Raw genomic sequence first — 11,819 nt, 5'->3', positions numbered from 1 at the left:
AAAAGTCTCCCGAATCGGTGGTTTGCATTGGGAAGTCTGGACTTTTACAGACATAATGTCCTTGTGACATCTGCGACCCATGCCCCCAGTACCCCGGCGCACCCGACGCTGAACCGCCCCAACCTGGTTTCTGTTGGAACCGTTGTTTGGCTGTCCAGTGAGTTGATGTTCTTCGCCGGCCTCTTTGCCATGTACTTCACCCTGCGCTCCACATCCGGATTGATGTGGGCCGAGGAGACGGCCAAGCTCAACTTCCCGTTTGCGCTCGTCAACACCATCGTCCTTGTGGCAAGTTCGTTTACTTGCCAGATGGGCGTCTTTGCCGCCGAGCGGCTCGAACCCCGCCGCACGGGCGGCCCGCTCCAATTCACCCGCTGGGGCATGACTGAATGGTTTGTCCTTACCTTCATCATGGGTGCCTTCTTCGTAGCCGGGCAGACCACGGAATACGCCATGCTCGTCTCGGAGCACGTGTCCCTGTCGTCCAACGCCTACGGCTCCGCCTTCTACATGACAACAGGCTTCCACGGCCTGCACGTCATTGGCGGCCTGATCGCGTTCCTGTTCATCATCGGCCGTGCGTTTGCGGCTAAGAAGTTCGGGCACTTTGAAGCTACGTCGGCGATCGTCACCTCGTACTACTGGCACTTCGTTGACGTTGTGTGGATCGGCCTCTTCCTGGTCATCTACGTCCTCAAGTAAGCCCGGCTTTGACTCTTTTTCTACAAGAGGCAGAATTTCAAGAAGCGGCTCGCGGAGCCGACGCAGGATCGAATAAAGGAACCACCACGTGAAGGCACTCTCGCAGAAGCGACGTCACCCACTGGCAGCCATAGCGCTGTTGTTGATGGGCCTCCTCCTCACTGGTGGGCTCTACGCCGTTGCCACAACTGTCAACCAGGCCAAGGCCGACACCACAAGCTTCAGCGCAAGTGACGTAGAAGAAGGCGGCAAGCTCTTTGCCGCCAACTGCGCCACCTGCCACGGCATGGGTGCGTCCGGAACCCAGGACGGCCCCTCGCTGGTCGGCGTGGGTGCTGCTGCAGTTGACTTCCAAGTTGGTACCGGTCGTATGCCCATGCAGATGAGCGGACCGCAGGCCCAGCAGAAGCCCGCCCAGTTCAACGAGGAGCAGACCAAGCAGCTCTCTGCTTACGTTGCTTCCCTCGGCGCAGGCCCGGCCATCCCCGAGGAACACCTCCTGGACGGCAAGGGAGATGCAGCCAACGGTGGCGAACTCTTCCGAGTCAACTGCGCCATGTGCCACAACGCTGCCGCTGCCGGCGGCGCCCTGACCCGCGGTAAGTTTGCCCCCGCGTTGGCAGGTGTCAGCGCAGAGCACATCTACGAAGCCATGGCGACCGGCCCGCAGAACATGCCCGTCTTCAATGATTCCAATATCACGCCTGAAGACAAGCGCGACATCATCACCTTCCTGAAGACCATCGAAGCCGACGGTTCACCCGGTGGCGCCGACCTGGGTTCACTTGGACCCGTATCCGAAGGCCTCTTCGTTTGGGTTGCCGGCTTGGGTGTCATCATCGCATTCACGATCTGGCTGACGTCCCGTACGTCCTGATCCGGACACCACAAAAACTTCTGCTGCATGGTCAGCAGTTTGAAACTGAAAATAACTCGGCTCCGGCCGGGACAACGAGAGAAGGATGAGGCGAATTATGGGCAACCATAGTGACGGCAGTCCGAACCACTCGGGCACCGTAGCTACGGCTGGTCAGAATGAGGTGGAGAAGTTCCAGGATCCTGGACTCCCTCCGCATCGTTTGCGCCTGGCTGACACGGACCCGGTAGCCGCAAAGCGCGCCGAGCGTCAGGTAGCCATTCTGTTTGGCACCTCCGTCATCGGAACGCTGGTCTTCCTGGTGGCATACTTTGCCATCGACCTTGGCGACGACACCACCATTGCGACCATCCGTACCCAGAACCTTCTTCTGGGACTCGGTACGGCCTTCGCGATGCTTGGTATCGGCACCGGCATCGTGCACTGGGCCAAGGCCCTGATGCCCGATCACGAAGTGTCTGAAGAGCGCCACGCTATCCGTACCGAAGAAGATCGGCAGGCAGCAGTCCGGATCGTCGACGACATCGTCGATGAGACCGGCATCAAGCGCCGCCCGCTGATCCGCAACACCCTTCTTGGTGCCGTTGCGCTTGCCCCGCTGCCCGCTCTCGCCATCTTCGGCGACCTGGGACCGCGTCCTGACGATGCCTTGGCACACACCATGTGGGCTCCCCAGGACGGAAAACTCAAGCGCCTGACCCGCGACCCCGATGGCACCCCCATCAAGGCCTCGGACGTCACCATCGGCTCGGCCTTCCACGTCATCCCCGAAGGCCTCAACGAGCTCCACGAAGGCAAGCTGAACGAGAAGGCAAAAGCCGTCGTTCTGCTGATGCGCCTGGATCCCAACTCTTTGAACCCCTCCGAGGGCCGAGAAAGCTGGAGCTACAACGGAATCGTTGCCTACTCCAAGATCTGCACGCACGTCGGTTGCCCGGTTGCTCTCTATGAGCAGCAGACGCACCACCTTCTGTGCCCCTGCCACCAGTCCACTTTTGACCTTACGCAGGAATGCAAGGTCATCTTCGGACCGGCAAGCCGTCCGCTCCCCCAGCTGCCCATCGCAGTTGACGCAGAGGGCTACCTCGTCGCCACGAGCGACTTCAGAGAACCTGTAGGACCGAGTTACTGGGAGCGTGACGAGCATGAGCGCCTCATCAACAGCTGAAGCCCCCTTCGTTCCGAAGACCAAGGTTGGTAGTTTCACCAACTTCGTGGACGAGCGTGTGGGCGGCTCCGGCATCCTGCGTGAGTTCGGCCGGAAGGTGTTCCCCGACCACTGGTCGTTCATGTTCGGTGAGGTGGCGCTGTACTCCTTCGTCATCCTGCTGATGTCAGGTACATTCCTGACGTTCTTCTTCGATCCGTCGATGGCGGAAACCCATTACCAGGGTTCATACACTCCGCTGTATAACGTCGAAATGTCCGTTGCTTACAGCTCTTCGCTGAATATCTCGTTCGACGTCCGTGGCGGCCTGTTCATGCGCCAGGTACACCACTGGGCAGCCCTGCTGTTCGTGGCATCCCTTGGTGTTCACATGCTGCGCGTCTTCTTCACGGGTGCGTTCCGTAAGCCCCGCGAAATGAACTGGGTGGTGGGCGGCGTCCTGCTCATACTGGCAATGGCAGCAGGCTTCACCGGCTACTCGCTCCCCGATGACCTGCTCTCCGGTAACGGTCTGCGCATCATCGACGGCGTGATCAAGTCGATCCCGGTCATCGGCACGTACACCTCGTTCTTCCTCTTCGGGGGAGAATTCCCGGGTACCGCCATCATTGGCCGCCTTTATGTCCTGCACATCCTGCTGGTCCCCGCGCTCATCCTGCTGATGATCGTGATCCACCTCTTCATGGTGGTTGTGCACAAGCACACCCAGTACCCCGGCCCCGGTCGCAACGACGGCAACGTCGTCGGCTACCCCCTCGGCCCGGTCTACGCAGCCAAGGCCGGTGGATTCTTCTTCATCGTCTTCGGCGTCCTGGCGCTCATGGCAGCTGCTTTCACGATCAACCCGATCTGGAACTACGGGCCCTACGACCCCTCTCCGGTTTCCGCTGGTACCCAGCCCGACTGGTACATCGGCTTTGTCGATGGTGCGCTGCGCCTCATGCCCGGCGTCATCAACGACTTCCACTTCGAGTGGGTCATCTTCGGACGTACCTTGACGTTGAACGTATTGCTTCCGGCACTTGTACCCGCCGGAATCATCTTCACTGTGCTGTTCATGTACCCGTGGATCGAACGCTGGATCACCAAGGACAACCGCGAACACCACGTTCTCGATCGTCCGCGCAATGCTCCTACCCGCACGGCGATCGGTGTTGCAGGGTTCACCTGGTACTGCGTGATGTGGGCTGCAGCTGGATCCGACCTTATTGCGACGCACTTCCACGTATCGCTGAACGATGTGACCTACTGGCTCCGGACGCTGTTCTTCATCGGCCCGATCCTTGCTTTCATCGTGACCAAGCGAATCGCTCTCGCGCTCCAGCGCAAGGACCGCGAAATTGCCTTGCACGGCCGTGAAACCGGACGAATTGTCCGGCTCCCCCACGGTGAGTTCATTGAGGTCCACGCTCCGCTTGACGAGTACAAGCGGTACAAGCTCGTTGGGTTCGAATCGCCGACTCCCCTGCCGGCCGAACCGAACGAACATGGCGTTGTCACCCGTAAGGAAAAGCGCCGCGCGGCACTTTCCAAGTGGTTCTTCGAGGACCGCGTTGCCCCGGCAACTCCGGCAGAGCTCGAAGCCGCCCACGCACACGGCCACCACGAGGCCATTGCAGCTGGCGAAGACCAGAAGAGCCTGAGCCACTAGGGCTTAGCACTCGACAAAAAAGCAGGGCCCGGTCCATCCGACCGGGCCCTGCTTTTTTTGTCTTCTTTAATGGACTGTCCGCGCCAAGCCCATGGTGTTTGGCCCGGGAGCTACCCTTGGAGTGCTACTGGGTTCGGTATCCCGACGAATAGTTTCTCGTAGGCCGTACCCCTGGTCGCTGCAGGGGAACCCAAAGTTTATAGCGGTCTGCCCGATAGTAGGAAACTGAATAGTCCACCATGGCGCGGGCGACGAAGGCGTGGCGCTGAATCTTGAGCAAGGGGGCACCGACGTCGACGTTAAGGAGTCTCGCCGTGGAGGGAGAGGCAGCTGTGGCCTCAATCATGTCCTCACCCCACTCCATGACCAAGCCGAAGCGTTCGCTCAAAACGTTGTACAGCGAGGTAGGTGGTGCCTCATCCAGCAGTCCCGGAACCCTGTGCGCCGGGATAAAGTTCTCGTCAACGCTCATTGGCTCGTTGTCGGCCAGCAGAAGTCGTCGGAAGCGAACCAACGGGGTACCCTCCTCCAACTGGAGCTCCCGGGCGAGGAACGCACTGGCACCAATCTGTTCGAAACTCAGCACCTTGGCCGCAGGAACCATGCCTCGCCGCTGCATTTCCTCGCTGTAGGAAGTGAGCTTGACTTGGAGATCAAGCTTTGGCTTTCTGACGAACGTTCCAAGCCCTACTACGCGCTCGATCACCTCTTCACCCACCAAGGCGTCGATGGCCTGACGAACGGTCATACGCGCCAGACCGAAGCGTTCCGAAAGATCCCTCTCGGACGGAAGCGCTGATCCAGGCGGGCAGGATTGCGCAATGAAGGCCCGGAGGATTTCACGCAATTGAACATAGATTGGCGTGCCGCTGCTGCGGTCGATCTCGCCGGCAATGTTTGCCGCCTCAGGCACGGCAGCTGTCCAGCAAATGAGTCATGTATCAAGGATAATTCAGTGAGGCTTCAGGTCTAGACCACTGAACCGCGATGTGGAGCAGGCACTCCCCCTGAGGCTACGCTGGTATGGATCATTTTCTGACGGGACACCGTCATAACAAAGGAGTTGGGTTGCCGGAGCAGAAGGCCTTCGTTGCCGCCGAAATCGGATTGCACGCCCGGGCGGCCGCGGTATTCGTCCGCGCCGTCACCGAAACCGGTATGCCGGTCACCATTCGAAAGCAGGGTGGTCAACCAGTCGACGCCCGCTCCCTACTTGAGGTCATGACCGAAGACTTCGGTCACGGCTGTGAAGTCTATCTAGAGGTGCAACCAGGTGCCCTCAGCGCCGAACAGACGCTGTCGGGAGCCGAGAATGCGCTGATAGCCCTCTCGGCCGTTCTTGAGGCCATAGAGGCCCGCTGAGAGGTACTACCCGCCCCAGGCTGAACGACCTCGTGCCGGATCCTCGGCATGAGCTTAAAGAGAATGGGCCCCACCGTGAGGTGGGGCCCATTCTTCTGTCTTGCTGACTACTAGTGTGCGTGGTCGCCGCGGCTGTATTCGAAAACCCAACCGACCAATGCCACCAGGGCGAGGCCACCGGCGACGTAGGTTACCCAGAAGCCAATCGCGAGGCCGAGGAATCCGCCGGCACATGCCAGGCCGAGGACCAGGGGCCACCAGCTCCAAGGGCTGAAGTGGCCCTGTTCGCCTGCACCCTCATGAACTTCAGCATCCGGACGATCCTCCGGACGAAGGCCAATCCGCTTGCCGGTGAAGCCAAGGTAGGCGCCGATCATGCCCGCGAGACCGCCAACCAGGAGGATGCCCAGGACACCTACCCACTCAGACCATTCGGTCAGGAAGCCATAAGCAATGGCTACGGGGACGAAGAAGAAGACTCCGGCTCCGAAGAGCCACGATTCAATTTTCATTTGTTGACGTCCCTTTGGTCGGCGTTACCCAAGACAGCTGCTGCGGGCGACGGGGCCTCGGCAGTGTGAACCTGGGCCAACTCCGGGTGGTGAAGGTCCAGAGCCGGGCGCTCGGAGCGGATACGGGGCAAGGAGGTGAAGTTGTGGCGCGGCGGCGGGCAGGACGTTGCCCATTCCAGCGAAGCACCAAAGCCCCAGGGGTCATCGACTTCAACCTTCTTGTTGCTGCGCCACGTGATGTAGACGTTCCAGAAGAACGGCAGCAGCGATGCGCCCAGTACGAAGGAGGAAATAGTGGAGAACTGGTTCATCCACGTGAAGTTATCCTGCGGCATGTAGTCGGCGTATCGACGCGGCATGCCTTCCACACCCAGCCAGTGCTGGATAAGGAACGTGCCGTGGAAGCCCAGGAACAGCAGCCAGAAGTGAATCTTGCCGAGACGTTCGTTGAGCATCTTGCCGGTCCACTTGGGCCACCAGAAGTAGAACCCTGCGAACATCGCGAACACGACCGTACCGAAGACCACGTAGTGGAAGTGGGCAACCACGAAGTAGGAGTCCGAGACGTGGAAGTCCAGCGGCGGGGAGGCCAGGATGATACCCGTCAGTCCACCGAAGAGGAACGTCACCAGGAAGCCGATGCTCCAGAGCATGGGCGTCTCGAAGGTGATGGAGCCCTGCCACAACGTACCGATCCAGTTGAAGAACTTCACACCGGTTGGGACTGCAATCAGCATGGTCATGAACGCGAAGAACGGCAGCAGCACCGATCCGGTCACATACATGTGGTGTGCCCACACCGTGACGGAGAGCGCAGCAATGGCGATGGTCGCATAGACCAGGCCCTTGTAGCCAAAGATGGGCTTGCGGCTGAAGACGGGGAAGATCTCGGAGACGATGCCGAAGAACGGCAACGCGATGATGTACACCTCAGGGTGTCCGAAGAACCAGAACAGGTGCTGCCAGAGGACGGCACCGCCGTTTTCGGGATCAAAGATGTGGGCGCCGAAGCGGCGGTCGGCACCGAGAGCAAACAGTGCTGCTGCCAGCGGCGGGAAGGCCATCAGGACCAGGATCGCAGTGACGAGGGTGTTCCAGGTGAAGATCGGCATACGCCACATGGTCATGCCCGGTGCGCGCATGCAGATGATGGTGGTGATGAAGTTGACGGCACCAAGGATGGTTCCGAAACCGGAGAGTGCAAGTCCAAAGACCCACAAGTCACCACCGACGCCCGGACTGAATGTCGTGTTGGACAACGGAGCATAGGCGAACCAGCCAAAGGACGCAGCACCCTGCGGGGTGATGAAGCCGGAGACCGCGATGGTGGAGCCGAACAGGAAGAACCAGAAAGCCAAGGCGTTCAAGCGCGGGAAGGCGACGTCGGGGGCGCCAATCTGCAACGGCATAATGACGTTCGCGAAGCCGGCAAAGAGCGGCGTTGCGAACATCAGGAGCATCACAGTGCCGTGCATCGTGAACATCTGGTTGTACTGCTCTTTGGTCTGCAGGATCTGCATTCCGGGTTCGAACAGTTCAGCGCGGATCAACAGCGCCATGACGCCACCGAGGCAGAAGAACACGAAGGACGCTATCAGGTACATGTACCCGATGGTTTTGTGGTCGGTGGAGGTGATCCAGTTGACGACGATGCGCCCCTTGGATTTAGGAACTACGGGAGCGTCTAGGACCCCCGCGGCGGATTGAGTGTACGTAGCCACGTCGCTCCCCTTACTTGGTTTCGTTCAGGTTCGGGTTGCGGTCGTATTCCGCACCGAGGAGGCCCGTGTTGCCTTCCTGGCGAAGCTTGTCCATGTGTGCCTGGAACTCAGACTCGGAGACAACCTTGACGCGGAAAAGCATTTCGGAGTGGTATTCACCGCAGAGTTCGGCACACTTACCGTCGAAGGTGCCTTCCTTGGTGGGCGTGAACCTGATGTAGTTCGTCTTGCCAGGGATCATGTCGCGCTTCTGGAGGAACGCGGGGACCCAGAATGAGTGGATGACGTCGCGGGAGTTCAGCTCCAGGTCCACGGACTTGCCAACGGGCAAGTAGAGAGTGGGGAGAAGTTCCTTGTTGACATCGTTTCCGGTCAGGTGCGCCTGGACGCCGGCCTCGTGGAGGTCTTCATTGATGACCTCGCCCTTTTTGTAGTTGAAGTCCCAGGCCCACTGCTTGCCGCGGACGTCGACAACGACGTCGGCAGGCTGCGAGCGGTCATCGATCGCGCGCTGGTCCTGGTCGGTGAAGTAGAAGAACACCAGCACCATGAACAGCGGGATGGTCAAGTAGAAGACCTCGAGCGGCAGGTTGTAGCTGAGCTGCTTCGGGAAACCCGTGGTGCCCTTGCGGCGGCGGTAAGCGATGATGCACCAGACCAGAAGGCCCCACGTGATGATACCGACTGCCAAGGCGGCGATCCATGAGTTGACCCAGAGGTCCATGATCCGGTCAGTGTGGTTGGTCGTGCCGCGCTCTGTAGGCAGCCAACCCTTCTCTACCTCTGGTGAACATCCGGTCAAAACCAACGCGCCGGCGAGTGCCAAGCCAGTGATCGATGTGATCTTTATGCGTCGGCTGCCGGTTCGGTTCTGCGAACTCACAGACGGCCCTTCCTCTTGTTGCTGTCTCCCGGCAGGCCGAAGGCTCACCGGGCACACTAAAAAGTTTTACTACCCGATGTAGAGCTTACCGCTATCAAGCGGATTTCGCGCACATGTCAGCGCCGTGGCTCCGAACGGTTTCAAACCAGTCCGAAGGGGCGCCGACATGCGGCGATGGCTCACATCAGTGGAACGAATCGCCGCAGGCGCATGACCCGCCGGCATTCGGGTTATCGATGGTGAAACCCTGCTTCGAAATGGTGTCCTCGAAGTCGATGCTGGCGCCGCTGAGGTAGGGAACGCTCATCTTGTCTACTACGACCTCAACGCCGTCGTAGTCGCGCACAGCGTCTCCGTCGAGCATGCGCTCATCGAAGTAAAGCTGGTAGATCAGGCCGGAGCATCCTCCAGGCTGGACTGCAACGCGCAGCCGAAGGTCGGTGCGCCCTTCCTGCTCGAGGAGGCTGCGGACCTTGCCTGCGGCGACGTCGGTCAGATTGACCTCGTGCGTGGGCAGTTCGTCGTTGGAGACGACCTGCGCTCCGGTGCTGTTTTCGTTGGTTGCAGTGCTCATTGGCCTACCTTCTTATGAAGCTCTTGGAGGCCGCGCCGGGACGCTGCCTGCCCTTACCCAATTACGTACGGGTTATAGCTAATGCTACGTCGCACAGACGCTTAGCTATAACTCCTGACGTAACCACAGACAGCATTTCGTTGTTCCCGGCGCGCCGCGCAGCCTTCCTAGGCTAGTCCCCGAGCCCGTCGGCATTAAGCCGGGCGAGCATCAGTGCCTCAGCCAACACTGCATGGCGGAAATCGCCGATGTGCAGCGATTCGTTAGCACTGTGCGCCCGGGAATCGGGGTCTTCCACTCCGGTCACCAGGATCTGGGCTTCCGGATACAAGTCCAGGAGATCGGCAATGAACGGTATGGAACCGCCGATTCCCGTTTCCACGGGCTGTACTCCCCACGACTCACCCAGCGCCCAGAGCGCCACGCGCGCGGCAGCCGAGGAAGTGTCTGTGGAGAAAGCGTTGCCCCGCTCCCCCGGGCTGAAAGTCACCTTGGCCCCAAAGGGCGCATGCGCTTCCACATGCCGCTTCAAAGCATCCATCGCGGCTTCCGGGTCCTGCCCAGGGGCCAGCCTCATGCTGAACTTCGCACGGGCAGCGGGAATAAGGGTGTTGGAGGCAACGTCAACTGAGGGGACGTCCATGCCAATGATGGACAGTGCCGGTTTGGTCCACAGACGTGAGGCGATTGTCCCGCTGCCGGCGAGCTTCACGCCGTCGAGCACTGATGCATCAGCACGGTAGTCCGCCTCGGCAAGATCGACCGCCACGTCATCGCGTGCCACCAGGCCTTCGACAGCAACGTTGCCGTCGTCGTCGTGAAGGGTCGCAATGAGGCGCGACAAAAGCGTGGGGGCATCGAGTACCGGACCACCAAACATGCCGGAATGGACCGCATGGTCCAGGACGCGCACCTCGAACGTTCCGTCCACCAGACCCCGGAGGCTGGTGGTCAGGGCGGGAACACCCACCTTCCAGTTACTGGAGTCGGCGACCACAATGACGTCGGCCCGCAGGAGCTCCTGGTGTTCCTCGAGGAACGTACGGAAGGTAGGCGACCCTGCCTCTTCCTCACCTTCGAAGAAGAACGTCACGCCAAGTCCAAACTCTTCACCCAGAACCTTGGTCACGGCACTGTAGGCGGCCAAGTGGGCCATGATTCCGGCTTTGTCGTCGGCAGCACCACGGCCATAGAGCCGGCCGTCGCGTTCTTCGGCGACGAAGGGCTCCGAGTTCCACAGGCTCCTGTCCCCCGGGGGTTGGACATCGTGGTGGGCGTACAGCAGGATTGTTGGCTTGCCGTCGGCGGCTGGACGACGCGCGACGACGGCAGGGCCACCGGGGGTTCCGTCGGCTTTGCTGCTGCGCAGAATGTGCACTTCTTCCATCCCCGAGGCCTCGACCATGGCAGCCACTGCTTCGGCGCTTCGATCGAGTTCGATCGGGTCAAAACTGGCCCATGCAATGCCCGGAATGCCGACGAGTTCCTTAAGGGATTCCATCGTGCTTTCGAAGGAATCGTTAACCGCTGCTGTGAGTGCTTCGACCGGAGTTTCGCCGGAGTGCCCTTGCTTGTTCTGCGGGATCTCCGCATGTGCTGAAGTCATGGCCACACTTTACCGCCGGGGATTCGTCCGCCAGGGCAGGCGCGGCCCGGCGCGATCAAGGCCGGGCATACGGAGGCGTAACCTACGCCACCTCCGTGAGGGGTATTCTGTATGGGTGTTCGGACGCAAAAAGGAAGAGCCCAGCGCTCAATCAGTAGTAGACCAGGCCTACGCCACCGCCCCGGAGCCCGGCGGCGCGAAGGGCGCCCCCACGCCCAAGCGGAAGGACCAGGAAGCTGCCCGCAAGCGCCCCCTGGTGCCCAACGACCGCAAGGCTTCCAAGGCAGCGGAACGGGTAGCCATCCAGGACCAGCGGCAGAAGATGCGGCAGGCGCTCGATACGGGCGACGAGAAGTTCCTTCCCCTCCGCGACAAGGGTCCCCAAAAGCGCTACACACGGGACTATGTGGACGCTCGCTTCAGCCTCGGTGAGTACCTCATGTTCGGTGCTTTGCTGTTCGTGGTGATCTCCCTGATCATTCCGCCCACAAGCGCCGGCATCAGCTATGTGTTGATTGGGTTCTGGATCATGTTCCTGGCCGTCTTCGTTGACGTCTTCATCCTGTCCCGCAAGCTTCGGAAGCGCCTTACCGAGAAGTTCGGCGAGGTGGAACGCGGCTCTGTTTGGTACGGCTGCATGCGGGCCCTTCAGTTCCGCAAGCTCCGCCTCCCCAAGCCGCAGGTCAAGCGTGGGCAGTACCCGGCCTAAGCGCCCAAGCCTCAGACATCTGACAAAGGAAGACCCCGGACCAACGGTCCGGGG

12 protein-coding genes are annotated in these 11,819 nt (G+C 60.4%); 6 read left to right on the top strand and 6 right to left on the bottom strand.

Going from position 1 to position 11,819, the window contains the following annotated elements; all coding sequences use genetic code 11:
• The first annotated feature begins 63 nt into the window (after positions 1–63).
• From ctaE to qcrB, 4 genes are all read left to right on the top strand, one after another.
• A complete protein-coding gene (ctaE, locus tag ACSSVG_RS20775) occupies positions 64–702 on the top strand; it encodes an aa3-type cytochrome oxidase subunit III (RefSeq protein WP_090821562.1) in 639 nt (212 codons plus the stop codon).
• Between the two features lie 88 nt (positions 703–790).
• The gene (gene qcrC, locus ACSSVG_RS20770) at positions 791–1,579 is read left to right on the top strand and encodes a cytochrome bc1 complex diheme cytochrome c subunit (protein WP_231340113.1); all 789 of its coding nucleotides are present in this window, start codon (positions 791–793) and stop codon (positions 1,577–1,579) included.
• Positions 1,580–1,676: 97 nt separating this feature from the next.
• The gene (qcrA, locus tag ACSSVG_RS20765; RefSeq protein ID WP_231340112.1) at positions 1,677–2,747 is read left to right on the top strand and encodes a cytochrome bc1 complex Rieske iron-sulfur subunit; all 1,071 of its coding nucleotides are present in this window, start codon (positions 1,677–1,679) and stop codon (positions 2,745–2,747) included.
• Entirely contained in the window at positions 2,725–4,398 is a 1,674-nt protein-coding gene (qcrB, locus tag ACSSVG_RS20760; RefSeq protein WP_492416064.1) for a cytochrome bc1 complex cytochrome b subunit, read from the top strand. The genes qcrA and qcrB overlap by 23 nt, the downstream gene beginning before the upstream one ends.
• A gap of 124 nt (positions 4,399–4,522) precedes the next feature.
• Here the strand turns inward: qcrB and ACSSVG_RS20755 are convergent, their stop codons facing one another.
• The gene (locus ACSSVG_RS20755) at positions 4,523–5,311 is read right to left on the bottom strand and encodes a GntR family transcriptional regulator (protein WP_231340110.1); all 789 of its coding nucleotides are present in this window, start codon (positions 5,309–5,311) and stop codon (positions 4,523–4,525) included.
• 155 nt (positions 5,312–5,466) lie between these two features.
• Between ACSSVG_RS20755 and ACSSVG_RS20750 the strand changes: the two genes are divergently transcribed.
• On the top strand, positions 5,467–5,760 hold the full coding sequence (locus ACSSVG_RS20750; RefSeq protein ID WP_231340109.1) for an HPr family phosphocarrier protein: 294 nt from the start codon (positions 5,467–5,469) through the stop codon (positions 5,758–5,760).
• Positions 5,761–5,870: 110 nt separating this feature from the next.
• Here ACSSVG_RS20750 and ACSSVG_RS20745 read toward each other — a convergent pair whose 3' ends face one another.
• The 5 genes from ACSSVG_RS20745 to ACSSVG_RS20725 form a co-directional block, all read right to left on the bottom strand.
• Positions 5,871–6,272 carry a cytochrome c oxidase subunit 4 gene (locus ACSSVG_RS20745; protein ID WP_231342844.1) on the bottom strand — a complete coding sequence of 134 codons (402 nt, stop codon included), beginning with the start codon at positions 6,270–6,272 and terminating at the stop codon, positions 5,871–5,873.
• Positions 6,269–7,993 carry an aa3-type cytochrome oxidase subunit I gene (gene ctaD, locus ACSSVG_RS20740; RefSeq protein WP_159699372.1) on the bottom strand — a complete coding sequence of 575 codons (1,725 nt, stop codon included), beginning with the start codon at positions 7,991–7,993 and terminating at the stop codon, positions 6,269–6,271. The genes ACSSVG_RS20745 and ctaD overlap by 4 nt, the downstream gene beginning before the upstream one ends.
• Positions 7,994–8,003: 10 nt before the next feature.
• Complete coding sequence (gene ctaC / locus ACSSVG_RS20735; RefSeq protein WP_159699369.1) at positions 8,004–8,876, bottom strand: aa3-type cytochrome oxidase subunit II; 873 nt, start codon at positions 8,874–8,876, stop codon at positions 8,004–8,006.
• A gap of 184 nt (positions 8,877–9,060) precedes the next feature.
• On the bottom strand, positions 9,061–9,450 hold the full coding sequence (locus tag ACSSVG_RS20730; protein ID WP_090821577.1) for a HesB/IscA family protein: 390 nt from the start codon (positions 9,448–9,450) through the stop codon (positions 9,061–9,063).
• Positions 9,451–9,622: 172 nt separating this feature from the next.
• The gene (locus ACSSVG_RS20725) at positions 9,623–11,056 is read right to left on the bottom strand and encodes a dipeptidase (protein WP_231342847.1); all 1,434 of its coding nucleotides are present in this window, start codon (positions 11,054–11,056) and stop codon (positions 9,623–9,625) included.
• Between the two features lie 115 nt (positions 11,057–11,171).
• On the opposite strand from ACSSVG_RS20725, the gene ACSSVG_RS20720 reads away from it, so the two are divergent.
• Positions 11,172–11,765 carry a DUF3043 domain-containing protein gene (locus tag ACSSVG_RS20720; RefSeq protein WP_231342849.1) on the top strand — a complete coding sequence of 198 codons (594 nt, stop codon included), beginning with the start codon at positions 11,172–11,174 and terminating at the stop codon, positions 11,763–11,765.
• Positions 11,766–11,819: the final 54 nt, after the last annotated feature.

Source organism: Paenarthrobacter sp. E2MeOHC11, from assembly GCF_058744955.1.
The sequence above is the reverse complement of the archived record's forward strand: the minus strand, read 5'-3'. Positions and strand labels throughout refer to the sequence as shown.